An 18,718-nucleotide genomic window follows, 5' to 3' on the forward strand; every position below is an offset into this window, starting at 1 on the left:
GACGCAATGGACAAGTGGCAGTACCTGCTCGTGCTGGGCGGGTGCCTACTGGTCACCCTGCCGCTGGAATTCTTCGGCGACGGCGTCTACCGCCAGCCGCTGCGGCTGCTGCGTGCGCTGACGCCGGTGCTGGTCGTCTTTCTGATCTGGGACGTCGTGGCGATCGTCGCCGGGGTCTGGCGCTACAACCCGCGTTACGTCAGCGGAATCGACGTGCCCTTCATGCCGTTGGAGGAACTGCTGTTCTTCATCGTCATCCCGCTGTGCGGCCTGCTCACGTACTCGGCCGTCAGCGCGATATTGGGGGCATCCCGGCGAAAACGCGACCGGCCGGTTCAGCGGAGCAGCCCATGATCGGTTTGGGCTACACGCTGCCGGCGATCGTCGCGGTCGTCGTGGTCTGCGTGATGGAGCGATTCCTGCACACCGGTCTGTTCCGCAAACGGACCTACTGGATTTCCATGGTGATCGTGCTGGGGTTCCAGATCCCCGTCGATGGCTGGCTGACCAAGCTTTCCGCGCCGATCGTCATCTACAACGAGCAGCACACCTCGGGCCTGCGCTTCCCGTGGGACATCCCGGTCGAGGATTTTCTCTTCGGCTGGGCTCTGGTGACCGCCGTGCTGATGCTCTGGGAGAAGCAGGGCCAGAAGCGGTCGGCCGCGGTCGCGTCGAGCGGAGATTCCTAGTGCGTCCGGGTCCCGGGGGACTGCCCAGGGCTGCCGTCCCGGCGGCGTTCGACGTCGGTGCCCAGGCCTACGACCGGCTCGTCGGAGCCAACCCCGGCTATCACGACCACCTGCGAATCTCCGCCCGGCGGATGAGGCTGGCCGGCGGCGGGCGGGGTCTTCGTCTGCTCGACGCCGGATGCGGGACCGGCGCCTCGACGGCAGCCCTGCTGGAGGCGGCGCCGCACGCTGAGATCGTCGCCGTCGACGCGTCCGCGGGCATGCTGGAGCGCGCCGCCGCGAAGTCCTGGCCGGACTCGGTGCGGTTCGTGCACTCCGCCGTCGAGGACCTCGCCGAGGCCGGTGTCGACGGCCCGTTCGACGGGATCCTCGCCGCCTACCTGCTGCGCAACGTGGCCGAGCCCGACGCCCAGTTGCGCCGGTTCCGCGAGGTGCTCCGACCTGGCGGCATACTGGCGATCCATGAATACTCGGTTCGTGACTCGAAGGCGGCGACAGCGGTGTGGAACGCGGTGTGCTGGGGCATCATCATGCCGGCCGGGTGGTGGCAGACCCGCGACGTCACGCTCTACCGGCATCTCTGGAGCAGCGTGAACACCTTCGACGGGGCTGCGGCGTTCCAGCGGCGTCTGGTCGCGGCCGGATTCACCGGGGTGCACAGCGAGACCATGCCCGGGTGGCAGCGCAATATCGTGCACACCTTCCTCGGGGACGCGCCCCGATGACGCGGGTCACAGCGAAGACCGACCCGCGCAGGGTCGTCCACCCCGCCCCGGCCGGCCTTCCCCACGCCAGTGCTCTTCCTGGCGCGCCGCCGCACGTCGTCGTGGTCGGAGCGGGCATCGCCGGGCTTGCCGCGGCGGCCGGTCTCATCGAGCGCGGCATCACGGTCGACGTGATCGAACGCGAGGACAGTCTCGGCGGCCGGGTGGCCGGCTGGACCGAACGCGTCGAGAGCGGCCCCCTGGCCGGTACCGAGCTGGCCAACAACCGCGGCTTCCACGCCTTCTTCCGGCAGTACTACAACCTGCGGGCACTGCTTCGCCGCAGTGACCCGTCGCTCTCGGGGCTGCGGGCGGTCGAGGACTATCCGCTGCTCGATGGTCAGGGCCGCCGCGACACCTTCCGCGGGTTGCCGAAGACTCCGCCCTGGAACGCCGCCTTCTTCGCGATGCGCAGTCCCACCTTCCGGGTGCGGGATCTGCTCAGGGTGCGGATGAAATACGTGGCCCCGCTTCTCGCGGTCAGCATTCCCGGGATCTACGACCTGCTTGACGACAAAGACTCCGACGCCCTTCTGACGGATATCAACGTCCCCGCCGCCGCCCGCCACCTGGCGTTCGAAGTCTTCGCCCGCAGCTTCTTCGCATCACCCGAGCAGCTATCGGCGGCCGAGCTGGCGGCGATGTTCCACATCTACTTCCTGGGTTCCAGTGAGGGGCTGACCTTCGACGTCGCGGCGTCGAACTTCGACACCGCGCTGTGGAATCCGCTGGGGGACTATCTGCGGGGACTGGGCGTGCAGTTCCGCACCGGGGTATCGGTCGAGTCGATCGAACCCGCGGGGACGGGCAGGTTTCGGGTGCGATCCGATGACGGCGGGGTCATCGACGCCGACGGCGTCGTCCTGGCTGCCAATGTGCCGGGTCTGCAGCGCATCATTGCCGATTCGCCGGAGATCGGTGACCGCAGCTGGCGGCAACGGGTGGCCGCCCTGCAGGTGGCGCCACCGTTCGTGGTGCAGCGGCTCTGGCTCGACGCACCGGTGGCTGCGGACCGGGCGCCGTTTCTGGGCACCGGAGGGCTGGAGCCGATCGACAATGTCAGCGTGGTCAGCAACTACGAGAGTGAGGCCGCCCAGTGGGCCCGGGCCCGGGGCGGGTCGGTGCTCGAGGTTCATGCCTACGATGTCAACGAGCTGCCGCCGTTCGAGGGCCTGCGCGGGAAGATGCTCGACCGGCTCCATGAGATCTATCCGGAGACCGCGCGCGCCGGCATCGTTGCCGAACGCGTCCAGTACAAACAGGACTTCCCGCTGTTCTCGCCGGGCTCCTTCGCCCAGCGGCCGACGATCGACACCCCGGTGCCGGGTCTGGTGCTCGCTGGAGACTGCATCCGCATCGACTTGCCGGTGGCTCTGATGGAACGGGCCGCGACCACCGGATGGTCGGCGGCTAACCGGCTGCTGGCCGGCTGGGGGATCGCCGGACACACACTCCACACAGTGCCGGTGCGTGGGCGGTCGCCGGTACTGCGACGGCTGGCCGGGAGAGGAGCGCGCTGATGGGTCTGTGGGCGTGGGTGGACGAACACAATCCCCTGCAGGTGCTTCCGAAGATTCCCTGGTCACACCAGCAACCCACCTTCCATCAGGCCGAACCGGCGATCATCGACGCCGCTCTGCGGCGCGGACAGCGCCGTCGAAGCGGTAACTGGTACGTCTTCGCGGCCAGCACCGACGTACGCAAAGACCGCCCGTTCGGCGCGACCGTCGCCGGTGTCGAGATCGTCGCCTGGCGTGACACCGGCGGCGGCCTGCGTGTCGGTCCGCGCTCCTGTCCGCACCTGGGAGCCGACTTGGCCACCGGCACGGTCGACTGCGGCGGGTTGATCTGTCCCTGGCACGGGTTACGTCTGGACGGTGGCCGTGAGTTCGGCTGGAAGCCGTTGCCCGGTCACGATGACGGTGTTCTGGTGTGGGTGCGGCTGGACAAAGTCGGCGGTGAGGATCCGCTGGATGCCCCGGTCCTTCCGGTCCGGCCCGCCGGTCGGCGACTGGCGGCGGTCACCCGGCTCGACGGCGTCTGCGAGCCCGAAGACGTGATCGCCAACCGGCTGGACCCCTGGCACGGGGCGTGGTTCCACCCGTACTCGTTCGCCCAGCTCAAGGTGCTCAGTGCGCCGCCGGTCGACGCCGACGAGCAGTCCGACAGATTTCAGACGGCGGTCACCTTCCACATGGGACGCCTCGGCGTGCCCGTGATCGCCGAGTTCACCGTGCCCGAGCCGCGCACCGTCGTCATGCAAATCGTCGACGGCGAGGGGGAGGGCAGCGTGGTGGAGACCCACGCCACTCCGCTGGGGCCGGGCGCGGACGGCCGGCCGCGGACCGCGGTCATCGAGGCGGTGATCGCCCAATCCGACCGTGACGGCTTCCGTCAGTTCCTGCGTGCCGCCCCGCTGATCCAGCCGCTGATGAGGATCGCCGCCGCACGCCTGTGGCGTGACGACCTCGTCTACGCCGAGCGCCGATACCTGCTGCGCACCAGGGGAGGGCGCTGAGGTGTCCGATCCTAAGCGTGTCGTCGTCTACGGAACGGGATTTGTCGGCCGGATGGTGATCCCCGAGATCCTCCGCCATCCCGAGTTCACCCTCGTCGGGGTTGGTGTGCACAATCCGGACAAGGTCGGTCTCGACGCGGCGGAGATCTGCGGCCTGGCCGAGCCCTCCGGCGTCATCGCCACCGACGACGTCGACGCGCTGATCGCCTGCAAGCCCGATGCGCTGGTGCACTACGGACCCACCGCCGCTCACGCCGACGCCAACATCGACCTGATCGGCCGGTTCCTGCGAGCCGGTATCGACGTCTGCTCCACGGCGATGACCCCGTGGGTGTGGCCCAAGATGCACCTGAACCCGCCGAACTGGATCGAGCCCATCACCGCCGCCTGCGAGGCCGGTGGTGCGTCCTGTTTCACCACCGGCATCGACCCCGGATTCGCCAACGACCTGTTCCCGATGACGCTGATGGGTCTGTGTTCGGAAGTCCGCCGGGTGCGTGCCTCCGAATTGCTCGACTACACCAACTACGAGGGTGACTACGAGTTCGAGATGGGGATCGGCCGCGAGCCGGAATACCGCCCGCTTTTGGAGAACTCCGACATTCTGGTGTTCGCCTGGGGTGCGACCGTGCCGATGATCGCCGCAGCCGCCGGGATCGAACTCGATCAGATCACGACCACCTGGGACAAGTGGGTCACCCCGGTGCGGCGCCAGACCGTCAAGGGGGCCATCGAACCCGGCCGGGTGGCCGCGGTGCGCTTCACCATCAACGGGGTGTTTCAGGGCGAGACCCGCATCCAGCTCGAGCACGTCAACCGCATCGGCCATGACGCCGCGCCGGACTGGCCGTCCGGCGAGCGCGACGACGTCTACCGAGTCGACATCGAAGGCACCCCGAGCATCTTCCAGGAGACCGCGTTCCGCTTCACCGACGGTTCGCGGCGCGACCCCGCCACTGCCGGTTGCCTGGCGACGGGGCTGCGCGCGCTCAACGCGGTGCCCGCGGTCAACGACTTGGCGCCGGGCTGGGTCACGCCGCTGGATCTGCCGCTGATCCCGGGTCGCGGCACGATCCGCTGAGCCGCGACGCTATCGTCGGCCGCGACGCAGCAACAGCCCCACGATCACGCCGATCACCAGCATCGCGGTCAGCAGCAGCCAGACCGGCGACTCCACGGTGATCCACAGGATCCGCACCTGCTGTCGGTCCCGGTTCTGGCCGATGAAGACGGCTGTCACAGCGACCAGGGCGACCGCCGCCCAGTGGCGCAGAGCGAACCGGGTGACACGACTTCCGGCGGGCCGGCCGGGCTCGTCAGCAGACATGGAGACCTCCTCGGGTGATCTCACGGGACCTTAATCGGCGAGTTCGTTCTCGACGGGGTGGCGCGCCCGGGGCCGTGCCAGAATGCGGCACATGAAACCGCGCGGCGCCTCCCGCATCGTGATGCTCGTGCTGAGCATTGTCGCGGTGTTCTCGGTCGGCGGTCTGATCACGACGGCGGTGGCCGGTGTCTTCGGTGACAGGTACGGCGCCTACGGCGAGGTGCCGATCCCGGGTTCGGGAACCATCGGGTTGCCGGCCGGCGAGGTGCTCGCCAGTTTCCACATCAAGAATTACGGCGGACGCGGTCTGACCGTGCCCCCGCTGAGGATGAGCATCACCCCGCCGGAGGGTGGCGCCGATCCGGAGGTGACCGAGGATCTCGGCGCGACCGTGTCGGTCAATGACGATGCCCACCGTCGGGTGTGGGTGATGCAGGTCCCCGCCGAGGGCCGCTACCGCATCAGTGTCGACGGGCCGGTCAGCGGCTACGTCGATCCCCGGCTGGCTCTCGGCAGCGGGGCCGACACGCGCATCACCGGCCTGATGTGGGTGTTCGTCGCGCTGTCGATCATCAGCGTCGATCTGGTCATCGCCGTGTGGTGGTTCCGCCGCAAGCGCAGCCGATCCGGCCCGAGCGGGGCTCCCGCGGACTCCGCTCCGCCGGCTGACCCCTACACCCCGACCGATCAGGGTGTCCGGCTGGAGCAGCTCAAGACAATTGCCGCGCTTCGCGATTCGGGTGCCCTCACCGAGCGGGAGTTCGAGGAGGAGAAGCGCCGGATCCTGGACGGCCGCTGAGGACCTAGACTGCCAGCTATGAAGGCTGTCAGCTGCGAGCGCGGGACCCTGTCCGTCGTCGATCTGCCCGACCCCCGCCCCGCCGACGGCCAGCTCGTTCTCGACGTGCGGGCCTGCGGCATCTGCGGATCCGACCTGCACGCCAAGGACCATGCGGATGAACTCACCGACGTGATGGCCACGATGGGCTACCCGGACTTCATGCGCGCCGACACCCCGACGGTGCTGGGCCACGAATTCGCCGGGGTGATCACCGAGCGGGGAACCAGGAGCCCGAAGAACCTGCGCGAGGGGATGACCGTCGTCGCCTTCCCGCTGGTGCGAGCCCGCGGCGGCACCCACCTGACCGGACTCTCGCCGCTGGCGCCGGGCGGGTACGCCGAACGGGTGCTGGTCGAGGCGTCGCTGACCTTCCCGGTGCCTAACGGGCTTTCCGCCCAGACCGCCGCCCTGACCGAGCCGATGGCGGTGGCCCTGCACGCCGTACGCCGCAGCGAGGTCGCCAAGAAGGACACCGCCCTGGTGATCGGCTGCGGCCCGGTCGGGCTGGCGGTGATCTGCCAGCTCAAGGCCCTCGGCGTCGCCACCATCGTCGCCAGCGACTTCTCGCCGGGGCGCCGTGAGCTGGCCCGGCGCTGCGGCGCGGACGTGGTCGTCGACCCGGGGGTCGAGTCACCCTACGACTATGTCGTCGGCAAGGGGACGATCACCGAGGCGCCCACGCTCTATGAGCTGGCACTGTCCTCGATGGGCAAGCTTCGCCGGTTGCCCGGCTGGTCGCACGTCTACCGCGCAGCGGACGCCCTGGGCGCGGCGTCGCCGAAGCGACCGGTGATCTTCGAGTGCGTCGGCGTGCCCGGCATGATCGACGGGGTGATGGCCGCCGCGCCGCTGAACGCCCGGGTCGTGGTCGTCGGGGTGTGCATGGGTACCGACCAGTTCCGGCCCACGATGGCCATCGGCAAGGAACTGGATCTGCGCTTCGTGTTCGGCTACACCCCGCTGGAGTTCCACGACAGCCTGCGGATGCTGGCCGACGGGAAGGTCGACGTCTCCGCGCTGGTCACCGGTACGGTCGGTCTGGGCGGTGTGACCGCGGCCTTCGAGGCACTGGGTGATCCGGAGAAGCACGCGAAGATCCTGATCGACCCGCGCAGCTCGGCGGTATCGCCCTAGTCCCCCCGAGCGGGCTAGTGCCCTCGGGCCACCCACTCGTCGTAATTCACCAACTCCGCGCCGATGGTGGTCGAGTCGCCGTGGCCGGTGTGGACCTCGGTCTCGGGCGGCAGAACGCCGAGCTTGTCTTTGATCGACGCCAGGATCGTCGGGAAGTCGGAGAACGACCGGCCCGTGGCGCCCGGGCCGCCGTGGAACAGCGTGTCCCCGGAGAACAGCGCTCCCAGTTGGGGTGCGTAGAGGCAGGTTGATCCGGGGGAGTGGCCCGGGGTCGCGATGGCGCGCAGCTCGATTCCGCCGGCTTCGAGCACCTGGCCGTCCTGCAGGGACCGGAAAGTCTTCCCGCCGTGCGTCATCTCCCACAGCATGGTGTCCGCCGGGTTGAGCAACACCGGCGCGTCGAGATCCTGCGCCAGCTGCGGCGCGACGGTGATGTGGTCGTTGTGTCCGTGCGTGCACACCACCGCGACCACATGGCGACCGGCGACCGCGTCCTCGATCGCCTTCGCGTCGTGTGCGGCGTCGATGACGAGGACCTCCGAGTCGTCGCCGACCAGCCAGATGTTGTTGTCGACCTCCCAGCTTCCGCCGTCGAGCTCGAAGGTGCCGTGGGTCACCACGCGGGTGATGCCGTGCCGAGGGTCCGCCATCACCACACCACTACCGAGCGCAGGACCTCGCCGGAGTGCATTCTGTGGAACGCCTCCTCGACCCCGTCCAGCCCGATGCGCTCGGAGACGAACTTCTCCAGCGGCAGCCGGCCCTGCCGGTAGAGGTCGATGTAGGTGGGGAAATCGCGCTCGGGCAGACAGTCGCCGTACCAGGAGGACTTCAGCGAGCCACCGCGGGAGAAGAAGTCCACCAACGGCATCTCCAGTGTCATGTCCGGCGTCGGGACTCCGACCAGGACGACGGTGCCGGCGAGGTCGCGGCCGTAGAACGCCTGCTTCCAGGTCTCCGGCCGGCCCACGGCGTCGATCACGACGTCGGTTCCGAATCCGCCGGTCAATTCCTGGATCGTCTCCACGACGTCGTGATCGCGGGCGTTGACGGTGTGGGTGGCGCCGAACTCACGCGCCCACGCCAGCTTGGTGTCGTCGGTGTCGACGGCGATGATCTGCCGTGCGCCGACGAGTTTCGCGCCGGCGATGGCGGCGTCGCCGACCCCGCCGCAACCGATCACCGTCACCGAGTCGTCGCGGCTGACGGCGCCGGTGTTGACGGCTGCGCCAAGACCGGCCATCACCCCACAGCCCAGCAGTCCGGCGACGGCCGGATCGGCCTGCGCATCGACTTTGGTGCACTGACCTTCGTGCACGAGTGTCTTGTCGGCGAAGGCGCCGATTCCCAGCGCAGGTGTCAGCTCGGTACCGTCGGCCAGGGTCATCTTCTGCGCGGCGTTGAAGGTGTCAAAGCAGTACCACGGCCGGCCGCGCCGGCACGCGCGGCATTGCCCACAGACCGCGCGCCAGTTGAGGATCACGAAATCACCCGGTACCACCCGGGTGACCCCCTCGCCGATGGTCTCGACGATCCCGGCCGCCTCGTGGCCGAGCAGGAACGGAAACTCGTCGTTGATGCCGCCCTCGCGGTAGGTGAGGTCGGTATGGCACACGCCGCAGGCCTGGATCGCGACGATCACCTCCGCCGGGCCGGGGTCGGGGATCACGACGTCGACCAGTTCGACCGGCTTGCCTCTACTGCGGGAGATCACCCCGCGCACCGTTTGACTCATGGGTCAGACCCTAGCCGGGATAGGTTGACCACGATGCCCGCTCTGGACCTGCTTGCCGACTGGCCGGTGACCGCCGTGTCGGCCGCGGTGGTCGGTCCGGAGGGGATTCTCGCCGCGCGCGGCGACACCGGCGGGCGCTACCCGTTGGCATCGGTGACCAAGCCGCTGGCGGCACGTGCGGCCCAGATCGCCGTCGAGGAGCAGGTGGTGGAACTCGACACCCCGGCGGGTCCGCCCGGTTCCACCGTGCGGCATCTGTTGGCGCACACCGCCGGATACGCGATGAACTCCGGCGAACTACTGGCTCAGCCCGGATCGCGGCGGGTCTACTCCAACTACGGCTTCCGGGTGCTTGCCGAGGTGATCGCGGCGCAGTCCGGCATCGAGTTCGGCTCCTATCTGACCGAGGCGGTCTTCACGCCGCTGGGAATGTCGGCGTCCCGACTCGACGGCGATGCCGCCGCCGCCGGGTACGGCGCGGTTTCGACGGTGTCCGACCTGGCGACGTTCGTGACCGACCTGCTCCGGCCACGAACGGTGTCGGCGCAGATGCACGCCGAGGCCACCAGCGTGCAGTTCCCGGGTCTGCCCGGGGTGCTCCCGGGCTTCGGCATGCAACGCCCCAACGACTGGGGCCTGGGCTTCGAGATCCGGGCTGCCAAGTCCCCGCACTGGACGGGTCTGGCAAACTCGCCGGCCACCTATGGCCACTTCGGCCAGTCCGGCACCTTCCTGTGGGTCGATCCAGCCCGTGAGCTGGGCCTGGTCGTGCTGACCGACCGGGAGTTCGGCGAGTGGGCCACCTCGCTGTGGCCGGCGATCTCTGACGAAGTTCTAAGAGACTTCGCCGGGCACTAGCGCAACAGGGGTATCAGGGGGCACAATAGAAACGCACGGCACAGCTGCAACTTCGGTTTTACCAGGTCGTTGGGGAAGACGTCCCTGGACCGAAGGAGCAAGGAATGCCTGCGTCGAATCAGTTCGCCGACGCGACGACCGGCGTGGTGTACGTCCACGCCTCGCCTGCGGCGGTATGCCCGCACGTCGAGTGGGCCCTGTCGTCGACCCTCGGTGCAGGGGCAAACCTGAAGTGGACCCCGCAGCCGGCCATGCCGGGTCAGTTGCGCGCGGTGACCAACTGGGTCGGCCCGGTGGGCACCGGCGGGCGACTGGCCAGCGCGTTGCGATCGTGGACCGTGCTGCGTTTCGAGGTCACCGAGGACCCGAGTTCCGGAGTCGACGGCCAGCGGTTCTGCCATACCCCGCAACTGGGCCTGTGGAGCGGCCCGATGAGCGCCAACGGCGACGTGATGGTCGGGGAGATGCGCCTGCGCGCCCTGATGGCCACCGGTGTCGACACCCTGGCCGCAGGCCTCGACACCGCGCTGGGCACGGCGTGGGACGAGGCCCTCGAGCCGTTCCGCGACGGCGGTGACAGCGGCGAGGTCAGCTGGCTGAGCCGGGGCGTGGGCTAGCCGGTTTCCCCGCGCCCGCCGATCTGCAATGATCGACGGGTCCAGCAAACAGGGGAGTTCGACGGTGCGTGCCTATCTGGGCGTCGGGGGATGTGGGGCAGCCGCGGCAGCCGGGTTCGGCGTGCTCTGGTTGCTCGGCGCCGGGGTGGCCTCGGCCAGTCCGGCTGACTCACCCGACCCGCCCGCCGCCAGTCGCGACGCGGCGACGGCCCAGCGATCTGCGCCCGCCGCCCGCCGCGTCGCCGCGGCGGTCCCGGCCAATCAGCCGCCGGTGATCTCCTCCGTGTCGGCCCGCGCCCCCAATGCGTCGACGGGAGCGCTGAACGGCACGGTGACCGCGTCGGACCCCGAGCGGGGCAGGTTGGCCTACTCCGCGTCGGCGTCCGGCCTGGGGCGGGTCGCGATCACCGCCGGGGGCGCGTTCACCTACACCCCCACGTCCGCCGCGCGGCACGCCGCGGCCAAGGAGGGGGCGGGTCCCTCGGCCACCAGCGACACCGTGACGGTGACCGTGACCGATGTCGGCGGGGCGTACGCCAGCGCAAACGTCACCGTGCCGATCACTCCGCGCAACACGGTTCCCCGATTCACCAGGAACACCGTCGGCACCCCGGACGCGGTCACCGGCGTGGTCAGCGGCAGGGTCGGCGCCACCGACGCCGACAAGGATCCACTGAGCTTCTCCGCGCCTGCCGCCACCGCCAAGGGCACCATCACGATGGACGCTCTTTCCGGAGTGTTCTCCTACACCCCGACAGCCGACGCGCGCAACGCCGCGGCCCAGACCGGACTGCCGGCCGACAAACTCGACACGTTCACCGCGACCGTCAGTGACGGCTACGGCGGGCAGGCGTCCGTGCGGATCAAAGTGGCGATCAGTCCGGCCCTGCGACTGCCCGAACCGCAGTACCTGCCGATCACCGCCCAACTGCGGGTCGGCTCCGAGGTGATCGGACTGGAGGTGGCGAGCACCCGCGAACAGCAGGCGCGCGGGCTGATGGCGCGCCCGCCGTTGGCCGCGGACCGGGGCATGCTGTTCACCTACGCCCAGGCCCAGACCCCGCTGTTCTGGATGTGGCAGGCCCCGTCGGCGCTGGACATGGTGTTCCTGCTCGCAGGCGAGGTCAAGACCGTCTATGCGGGAGTGCAGCCCTGCCTGTCTCAGCCCTGCCAGTACTACGGCCCGCTGTTTCAGCCCGTGGACGCCGTGATCGAACTGAGGTCGGGGCGCGCCGGCGAACTCGGCCTCGCACCGGGTGTGCGAGTCACCATCGAACCCTTCGGCGTCGGCCTCAGTTCGCAGGCGGCGGCGACGGTCTGAGCGGCTGCCCGGCGAGAATGCGCAGAGCGCCTGCGACGGCTGAGATCTCGGCGGGCAGCGGGCAGACGTAGTCGCCGTCTGCGTAGGCGTTGATTCCCGGGGAGTCCACGGTGACGGTCCGGGCCCGATCGGTGCTGACCTCGTCGAGGGCGACGTGGGTTCCGGTGAACACGGTGGGGAACAGCCGGATCAGCTTGGCGCGCGAGGCGGTGTGCACCATGGTGACATCAAGCAGACCGTCGGCGGGATCGGCGTCGGGGCAGATCCGCATGCCGCCGCCGTAGCTGCGGGTGTTGCCGAACGCGGCCAGGGTCAGGTCGGTGACCAGTTCGCGTTCGCCGTCGAACACCAGCCGGAAGGGCAGCAGTCGCAACCGGGACAGTTCGGCCACGATCGCCAGGTTGTAGCGCATCCTCCCGTGCGGCCAGCGCATGCGGTTGACCCGGTCGCTGACCAGCGAGTCGAAACCCGTCGCCGCGACGGTGCCGAACCAGGAGGCGGTCCCGTCGGATCCCTCGATGCGGCCGAGGTCGACGGTCCTGGTGTGCCCTGCGGCGATGAGGTCGACGGCCGCCTCCGGATCGGCGGTGGGGATCGCGTACTCGCGGGCGTGGTCGTTGCCGGTGCCGGCCGGAACGATGCCCAGCGGAGTGTCCCTGCCCGCGAGGACTTGCAGGGCCAGCCGGATCACACCGTCGCCGCCGACGACGACGAGTGCGTCGGTGCCGTCGGCCACCGCCTGCCCGGCGAGTTCGCGGGCGTGAGCCGGGTCGCGACCGACGATCGCGGTGACGTCGATGCCGATCTCCTGGAAGCGCGCCAGGGCCTTCTCGGCGGCGTGCGGAGCGTTGCCGTGGCCGGCCATCGGGTTGGTCAGAACCGTCACCCGGTTCACGGAATCAATTTGCCCGGGTTGAGGATTCCCGCCGGATCGAGGGCCTGCTTGACTGCGCGCAGCACCTGCACGCCCACCTCGCCGATCTCCGCGGTCATCCACGGACGATGATCTGCCCCGACCGCGTGGTGGTGGGTGATGGTGCCGCCGGCGGCGACGATGGCCTCGCAGGCCGCAGTTTTGGCTGCCTGCCATTGCGCTCGCACGTCGCCGCGCTGTCCGGCGACGACGGTGAAGTACAGCGAGGCGCCGGTCGGGTAGACATGGGAGATGTGGCACATCACCAGGGCGGCGGTGCCGCTCTCGGTCAGCGCTGAGATCAGGGCCCCGGTCACCGCCGTCTTGAGCGCGGCGATGTTCGACCAGTTCGTCGCGGTTTCCAGGGTCTCGCACAGCACTCCGGCGGAGAGCAGCGAGTCACGCAGGTAGGGCGCGTCGAAGCGACCGTGCTCCCAGGCCCGCGCCGGGCCCTCGCCCAGCGAGGTGCCGCCGTGGGACGCCAGCATCGCGCTGGTCTCGGACTGCCGGCTGGCGGTGTGTGCGGGGGAGCCCTCGAAGACCGTGATGGCCAGACATCCACCGGTGATGCTCTGCTCGCCGATGCTGTCGGTGGTGGCCAGGTTCACCCCGGTCTCGGCCTCGTCGGACAGCCTGAGCACGGTCGGCCCGGTACCGGCCTGGGTGACTGCCCGCAGAGCGGCCGCCCCGGTCTCGAAGTCGGGGAAGGACCACGCTTCGTAGCGCACGCTCTGCGGCACCGGGTGCACGCGGACCCGCACCCGGGTGATGACTCCGAAGACGCCCTCGGAGCCGACGAACAGCTCGCGCAGGTCGGGTCCGGCGGCTGAGGCGGGTGCGCGGCCGAGGTCGATCATCCCGACGGGCGTGATGACCCGCAGTCCGCGGACCATGTCGTTGAATCGCCCGTAGCCCGCGGAGTCCTGGCCCGATGACCGAGTGGCGGCGAAACCGCCGATGCTGGCGAAACGGAAACTCTGCGGAAAGTGCCCGAGGGAGAAGCCGCGCTCACCGAGGAGCCGTTCGGCCTCCGGCCCCGAGACCCCCGCGCCGAGTTCGGCCTCGCCGGAGATCTCATCGAGCCGATGCAGTTCGTCGAAGCGGCGCAGGTCCAGGGTCACCACCGCGGCGAAGCCGTCGCGGATCGGGTCCAGCCCGCCGACCACGCTGGTGCCACCCCCGAAGGGCACGACCGCGATGCCATGCCGTGAGCAGTAGTCCAGCACCGCGGCGACCTCGTCTTCGCTGCCCGGCAGCAGGACGGCGTCGGGCGCCTCCTGGTGAATCTCGCGGCGGCGCAACAGGTCCGGGGTGGACTTGCCGCCGGCGTGCAGCAACCGGTCGCGGTCGTCGGTCCGCAGGAACCCGGACCCCACGATCCTGCTCAGTGCTTCGCGGTGCTCATCGGAAAGCTCTGAGGGCGTGACCCGGACATCCCCGATGGCCGGTGGGGACTCGCTCGCACCGGGAAGCCCCAGCGCGTGTTCGAGCAGCGCACGGATACCCGCCGAGAGCGGCTTGGCCAGGCCGGGATCACCCCAGGCGTTCCAGGCCATCGGTGGCAGCAGGCTGTCGGGAGCGGTGTGATCGGCCATGCGTCAAAGTATCGCGTCCGGCCAGGGGGCGCGCTCATGTGATTCAATCGAAGACCGTCTCGCCCCTCCAACGGACACGTGAGCCCATGAGCGAAGCCACCCCCGCCCCCGAGACCGCACTGAACGCGGCCCGGCGCCGCCGGGACCTGGCCAGGCTGGCCGAGGGCGGCCGGACCGACCTGGTGGTGATCGGCGGCGGGATCACCGGAGCCGGAATCGCCCTGGACGCCGCCAGCCGTGGCCTGTCGGTGGTGCTGGCCGAGAAGCATGACCTGGCGTTCGGCACCAGCCGGTGGAGTTCCAAACTCGTCCACGGCGGGTTGCGGTATCTGGCCAGCGGCAATGTCGGCATTGCCCGGCGCAGCGCCCTGGAACGCGGGATCCTGATGACCCGCACCGCTCCGCATCTGGTGCACGCCATGCCCCAGCTCGTTCCGCTGCTGCCGGCGATGAGCCGCGGACAGCGCGCTCTGGTGCGCGTCGGGTTCGCAGCCGGCGATGCGCTTCGTGCCCTGGCCGGGACCAAGCCGTCGGTGCTGCCGCGGTCGCGCCGCATCGACGCCCGGCGTGCCGCCGCGATGGTTCCCTCGGTTCGCCGCGACGGTCTGGACGGAGCCCTGCTGGCCTATGACGGTCAGCTCATCGACGACGCCCGGCTTGTGGTGGCGGTGGCCCGGACGGCCGCCCGGTACGGGGCCACGATCCTGACCCGGGTCTCGGCGACGTCGGCCACCGGGACCTCGGTGGAGCTCACCGACGAGCTGAGCGGGGAGACGCTGAGCGTCAGCGCCCGGGCAGTGATCAACGCGACCGGAGTGTGGGCGGGCGAGGTCGACACGTCGATCACGCTGCGCCCCAGCCGGGGGACCCATCTGGTCTTCGATGCCGCGTCGTTCGGCAACCCGACCGCAGCGCTGACCATCCCGATACCGGGAGAGCTCAACCGGTTCGTCTTCGCGATGCCCGAACAGCTGGGTCGCGTCTATCTCGGGCTGACCGACGAGGAGGCGCCCGGCCCGATTCCCGACGTCCCGGAGCCGACCCCGGCCGAGATCGCCTTCCTGCTCGACACGGTGAACACCGCCCTGCAGGTCGGGCTGACCGCCGCCGATGTCACCGGCGCCTACGCGGGGTTACGGCCTTTGATCGACACCGGCGAAGATGGTCGCACCGCCGATCTGTCGCGCGACCACGCCGTGCTCGAATCGGGTTCGGGCCTGTTCAGTGTCGTCGGGGGCAAACTGACCGAGTACCGCTTCATGGCCGAGGACGTCCTCGACCGCGCCCTCGCCGCCCGGGGCCTGACCGCCGCACCCTGCCGGACCCGCAATCTGCCCCTGGTGGGCGCGTGGACCGATGCCGGCGCCCGCCGAGGTGGGGACGGCCTTCGGCAGTCACTGGTGGCGCGGTACGGGGCGGAGTCGGCTGACGTGATCACCGCGGCGCGGTGTGCGCGGCCCTCCGATCCGGTGGCCGAGGGCATCGACGTCACCCGGGCCGAATTCGAGTTCGCGGTCACCCACGAGGGTGCGCTGGACGCTGATGACATCCTCGACCGGCGCACCCGTATCGGTTTGGTCGACGCCGACCGGCAGCGGGCTGCGGATGTCGCCGAGGAGTTCCTGGTCCGGGCTCCTTGAGTCCGCTCTCGTGAGTCTCTGATCAGAGCGGGATGTTCTTGTGCCGGCCGCGGCGGGCGGGCGCCTCGGCGAGAGCCTCGGTGAGCTTGCTGCGGGTGTGGGCCGGGTCGATCTTCTCGTCCACCACCCCGATCTCGATCGCGCTGTCGACTCCGCCCGCGAGACGCTCGTGCTCGGCCGCCAACTCCTCGTGCAAGGCCTCCCGCTCGTGCTCGGCGGCGGCGGCCAGTTTCTTCTTGTGCAGAATGCCCACCGCCGCCTTGGCTCCCATGACCGCCACTTCGGCATCCGGCCACGCGAAAACCTTTGTCGCACCCAGTGACCGGGAATTCATCGCGATGTAGGCCCCGCCGTAGATCTTGCGAGTCACCAGGGTGACGCGGGGGACCGTGGACTCGCCGAAGGCGTGCAGCAGTTTCGCTCCGCGCCGGACGACCCCGCCCCACTCCTGGTCGACACCCGGCAGATAACCGGGAACGTCGACGATGACCACAAGCGGGATGCCGAAGGCGTCGCACAGCCGCACGAAGCGCGCCGCCTTCTCCGCACTCTCGGAGTTGAGGCAGCCGCCGAGGCGCAGCGGGTTGTTGGCGAGCACCCCGACCGACCTGCCCGAGAGCCGGCCCAGGCCGACGACCATCGACGGCGCCCACTTGGCCTGGAACTCCTCGAACGAGGAAGATCCGTCACTCTGCGCGTCGAGCAGGGCGTCGACCAGTGGATGGACGTCATAGGCCCGCCGCGACGACTCCGGCAGCAGTGCGTGCAGATCGAGGTCGCCGGCTTCGGCCTTGCCGCGGTCGAAATGACCCTGCTGGCAGAACAGTCCGACCAGTCGCCGGCCACGGGCGTAGGCGTCGGGTTCGTCGTCGGCGACGATGTGGCAGACCCCGGACTTCTTGTGATGGGTGTCCGGACCGCCGAGACTTGCCATGTCGACGTCTTCACCGGTGACGCTGCGCACGACGTCGGGTCCGGTCACGAAGACCCTGCTCTCGGGGGCCATGACGATCACGTCGGTCAGAGCCGGACCGTAGGCGGCGCCGCCGGCGGCGAATCCGACGACCACCGAGATCTGGGGGATGTGTCCCGAGGCACGGATCATCGCCTCGAACACCAGACCCACCCCGTGCAGCGCGCGAACCCCCTCGGCGAGTCGGGCCCCGCCGGAATGCCAGATGCCCACGATGGGGCTCTGCTCTGCGATGGCGGTGTCATAGGCGTCGACGATGTGACCGCAGCCCTCGATGCCCATCGCGCCGCCCATCACCGTGCCGTCGGTGCAGAAAGCGACCGTGCGAAGACCGTTGACGGTACCGGCGGCGGCGAGGACCCCGGAGCGGTCCCGCTCGTGCAGGAGCTCGACGCTGTCGTCGTCGAAGAAGGCGCGCAGACGGCGCAGCGGATCGCGAGGATCAAGCGATTCGCCCACCGCTGTGGGGGCCATGATCGTCATCTGAATCTCCTTGCGTCCGTCAGTATTTTCCGAAAGCGATCGCGACGTTGTGTCCGCCGAACCCGAATGAGTTGTTGACTGCGTACTCGAAGTTGCCTGTGCGCGGCTCCCCGGCGACGACGTCGAGGTCGATCTCGGGGTCCAGGTTGCGCAGGTTCAGGGTCGGTGGGATGACTCCCTCGCGTAGCGCCATCACGGTCAGGATCGACTCCACTGCGCCGACCGCGCCCACCGAGTGCCCCAGCGCAGACTTGGGCGCGTAGACCGCGGGGCGGTGTGCACCCATCGCGTTGTTGATCGCCTTGCCCTCCGCGACATCACCGACCTGGGTGCCCGTCGCGTGGGCGTTGATGTGGTCGATGTCGGTCGGTGCGAGTCCGGCCAGTTGGACGGCGCGGGTGATCGCCTGGCCGGCCTGCTCGCCGTTGGGGTCAGGGGCCACCAGGTGGTGGCCGTCGGAGGTGACCGACGCTCCCATGATGCGCGCCAGGATGTTGGCGCCGCGGGCCTTGGCATGCTCCTCGGTCTCGATGACCATCAGTGCCGCGCCCTCACCGAACACGAAGCCGTTGCGGTCCCGGTCGAACGGCCGGCAGGCCCCGGCGGGATCGTCATTGGTGTTGGACAGCACGATGCGCATCTGGGCGAAGCCGGCGATCGGCACCGCCTCGATCTTGGTCTCGACGCCACCGCAGACAGCGATGTCAGCCTCGCCGTAAGCAATCTGGCGCCACGCCAGGGCGATCGCCTCCGAGCCCGACGCGCACGCGGAGACCGGAGTGCAGACGCCGGCCTTGGCCTTCAGGTCGAGCCCGACCACCGCGGCGGGGCCGTTGGGCATGTACATCTGGACGACCAGCGGCGAAACGGCGCGCAGTCCCTTGGCGCGCATCCCGTCGTAGGCGAAGACCAGTTCCTCCGAGGAGCCCATCCCGGTGCCGATCGAGACCATCAGGCGGCGAGTGTCGACCTCCGGCGAGCCGGCGTTCTGCCACACCCGACGGCCGACGACCGTCGACATCTTCTGCAGATAGGACAGTCGGCGCTTCTCGACCCGATCGAGGTCGGACTCGAAGTCCTCCAGCAGGTGACCGCCGATGCGGACCGGCAGGTCGTACTCCTCGACGAACGGGTCCTCGAGCTTTCGGATCCCGCTCTGACCGTCGAGCAGCTTTTTCCAGGTGTTCTCGGCGTCAATCGCCAGCGACGTCGTCATCGCCACGCCGGTGACGACCACGTCGGGAAGACCGTTGCCCGTTGTCAGCGCTGCCATTGGTGCTGGTAATGACCTTTCTCGGTAGCGGTCTCAG

19 protein-coding genes are annotated in these 18,718 nt (G+C 69.5%); 12 read left to right on the forward strand and 7 right to left on the reverse strand.

Translation table 11 applies throughout. From position 1 onward, the window contains the following. Positions 1 to 6: 6 nt before the first annotated feature. From ACKOB8_RS13040 to ACKOB8_RS13065, 6 genes are read left to right on the forward strand one after another with little or no spacing between them, the layout of a single operon-like run. Entirely contained in the window at positions 7 to 354 is a 348-nt protein-coding gene (locus tag ACKOB8_RS13040) for a lycopene cyclase domain-containing protein (RefSeq protein ID WP_526377966.1), read from the forward strand. Continuing rightward, positions 351 to 689, forward strand: a complete 339-nt coding sequence (locus ACKOB8_RS13045; RefSeq protein WP_526377891.1) for a lycopene cyclase domain-containing protein — start codon at positions 351 to 353, stop codon at positions 687 to 689. Before ACKOB8_RS13040 ends, ACKOB8_RS13045 begins: the two co-directional genes overlap by 4 nt. Further along, on the forward strand, positions 689 to 1,414 hold the full coding sequence (locus ACKOB8_RS13050; RefSeq protein WP_526377893.1) for a class I SAM-dependent methyltransferase: 726 nt from the start codon (positions 689 to 691) through the stop codon (positions 1,412 to 1,414). The genes ACKOB8_RS13045 and ACKOB8_RS13050 overlap by 1 nt, the downstream gene beginning before the upstream one ends. After that, the gene (locus ACKOB8_RS13055) at positions 1,411 to 2,973 is read left to right on the forward strand and encodes an FAD-dependent oxidoreductase (protein ID WP_526377895.1); all 1,563 of its coding nucleotides are present in this window, start codon (positions 1,411 to 1,413) and stop codon (positions 2,971 to 2,973) included. The genes ACKOB8_RS13050 and ACKOB8_RS13055 overlap by 4 nt, the downstream gene beginning before the upstream one ends. After that, positions 2,973 to 3,971, forward strand: coding sequence for a DUF5914 domain-containing protein (locus ACKOB8_RS13060; RefSeq protein WP_526377897.1), 999 nt, complete (start codon positions 2,973 to 2,975; stop codon positions 3,969 to 3,971). Before ACKOB8_RS13055 ends, ACKOB8_RS13060 begins: the two co-directional genes overlap by 1 nt. A gap of 52 nt (positions 3,972 to 4,023) precedes the next feature. Further along, positions 4,024 to 5,052, forward strand: coding sequence for an NAD(P)H-dependent amine dehydrogenase family protein (locus tag ACKOB8_RS13065; RefSeq protein ID WP_526377968.1), 1,029 nt, complete (start codon positions 4,024 to 4,026; stop codon positions 5,050 to 5,052). 9 nt (positions 5,053 to 5,061) lie between these two features. Here the strand turns inward: ACKOB8_RS13065 and ACKOB8_RS13070 are convergent, their stop codons facing one another. After that, a complete protein-coding gene (locus ACKOB8_RS13070; protein ID WP_526377899.1) occupies positions 5,062 to 5,298 on the reverse strand; it encodes a DUF1049 domain-containing protein in 237 nt (78 codons plus the stop codon). A 91-nt stretch (positions 5,299 to 5,389) separates the two neighbouring features. On the opposite strand from ACKOB8_RS13070, the gene ACKOB8_RS13075 reads away from it, so the two are divergent. Continuing rightward, on the forward strand, positions 5,390 to 6,097 hold the full coding sequence (locus tag ACKOB8_RS13075) for an SHOCT domain-containing protein (protein ID WP_526377901.1): 708 nt from the start codon (positions 5,390 to 5,392) through the stop codon (positions 6,095 to 6,097). An 18-nt stretch (positions 6,098 to 6,115) separates the two neighbouring features. After that, positions 6,116 to 7,273 carry a zinc-binding dehydrogenase gene (locus ACKOB8_RS13080; protein ID WP_526377903.1) on the forward strand — a complete coding sequence of 386 codons (1,158 nt, stop codon included), beginning with the start codon at positions 6,116 to 6,118 and terminating at the stop codon, positions 7,271 to 7,273. A gap of 14 nt (positions 7,274 to 7,287) precedes the next feature. Here the strand turns inward: ACKOB8_RS13080 and ACKOB8_RS13085 are convergent, their stop codons facing one another. Beyond that, a complete protein-coding gene (locus ACKOB8_RS13085; RefSeq protein WP_526377905.1) occupies positions 7,288 to 7,923 on the reverse strand; it encodes an MBL fold metallo-hydrolase in 636 nt (211 codons plus the stop codon). Next, positions 7,923 to 9,008: an S-(hydroxymethyl)mycothiol dehydrogenase gene (locus ACKOB8_RS13090; protein WP_526377907.1), complete on the reverse strand. Its 1,086-nt coding sequence runs from the start codon at positions 9,006 to 9,008 to the stop codon at positions 7,923 to 7,925. The genes ACKOB8_RS13085 and ACKOB8_RS13090 overlap by 1 nt, the downstream gene beginning before the upstream one ends. 33 nt (positions 9,009 to 9,041) lie before the next feature. Here ACKOB8_RS13090 and ACKOB8_RS13095 point away from each other — a divergent pair, with 33 nt between their 5' ends. The 3 genes from ACKOB8_RS13095 (at position 9,042) to ACKOB8_RS13105 (ending at position 11,804) form a co-directional block, all read left to right on the forward strand. After that, positions 9,042 to 9,866, forward strand: a complete 825-nt coding sequence (locus tag ACKOB8_RS13095; protein WP_526377909.1) for a serine hydrolase domain-containing protein — start codon at positions 9,042 to 9,044, stop codon at positions 9,864 to 9,866. A gap of 104 nt (positions 9,867 to 9,970) precedes the next feature. After that, on the forward strand, positions 9,971 to 10,483 hold the full coding sequence (locus ACKOB8_RS13100; protein WP_526377911.1) for a DUF3145 family protein: 513 nt from the start codon (positions 9,971 to 9,973) through the stop codon (positions 10,481 to 10,483). A gap of 64 nt (positions 10,484 to 10,547) precedes the next feature. Further along, positions 10,548 to 11,804: a DUF192 domain-containing protein gene (locus ACKOB8_RS13105; RefSeq protein ID WP_526377913.1), complete on the forward strand. Its 1,257-nt coding sequence runs from the start codon at positions 10,548 to 10,550 to the stop codon at positions 11,802 to 11,804. Here ACKOB8_RS13105 and ACKOB8_RS13110 read toward each other — a convergent pair. Both ACKOB8_RS13110 and ACKOB8_RS13115 read right to left on the reverse strand, forming a co-directional pair. Beyond that, positions 11,776 to 12,699 (reverse strand): diacylglycerol kinase, encoded by a 924-nt coding sequence (locus ACKOB8_RS13110; protein ID WP_526377915.1) that lies wholly within the window; start codon positions 12,697 to 12,699, stop codon positions 11,776 to 11,778. The two genes, ACKOB8_RS13105 and ACKOB8_RS13110, sit on opposite strands and share 29 nt — an antisense overlap. Beyond that, on the reverse strand, positions 12,696 to 14,273 hold the full coding sequence (locus ACKOB8_RS13115) for an FAD-binding oxidoreductase (protein ID WP_526377970.1): 1,578 nt from the start codon (positions 14,271 to 14,273) through the stop codon (positions 12,696 to 12,698). Before ACKOB8_RS13115 ends, ACKOB8_RS13110 begins: the two co-directional genes overlap by 4 nt. A gap of 125 nt (positions 14,274 to 14,398) precedes the next feature. Here ACKOB8_RS13115 and ACKOB8_RS13120 point away from each other — a divergent pair, with 125 nt between their 5' ends. Further along, positions 14,399 to 15,952 carry a glycerol-3-phosphate dehydrogenase/oxidase gene (locus ACKOB8_RS13120; protein WP_526377917.1) on the forward strand — a complete coding sequence of 518 codons (1,554 nt, stop codon included), beginning with the start codon at positions 14,399 to 14,401 and terminating at the stop codon, positions 15,950 to 15,952. Positions 15,953 to 15,974: 22 nt separating this feature from the next. Here the strand turns inward: ACKOB8_RS13120 and ACKOB8_RS13125 are convergent, their stop codons facing one another. Both ACKOB8_RS13125 and kasB read right to left on the reverse strand, forming a co-directional pair. Further along, positions 15,975 to 17,408, reverse strand: coding sequence for an acyl-CoA carboxylase subunit beta (locus ACKOB8_RS13125; protein ID WP_526377919.1), 1,434 nt, complete (start codon positions 17,406 to 17,408; stop codon positions 15,975 to 15,977). Between the two features lie 19 nt (positions 17,409 to 17,427). Then, positions 17,428 to 18,681, reverse strand: a complete 1,254-nt coding sequence (gene kasB / locus ACKOB8_RS13130) for a 3-oxoacyl-ACP synthase KasB (protein WP_526377921.1) — start codon at positions 18,679 to 18,681, stop codon at positions 17,428 to 17,430. Positions 18,682 to 18,718: the final 37 nt, after the last annotated feature.

The sequence above is a fragment of the Mycobacterium sp. genome (assembly GCF_046091765.1).
Taxonomy (GTDB): Bacteria; Actinomycetota; Actinomycetes; order Mycobacteriales; family Mycobacteriaceae; genus Mycobacterium.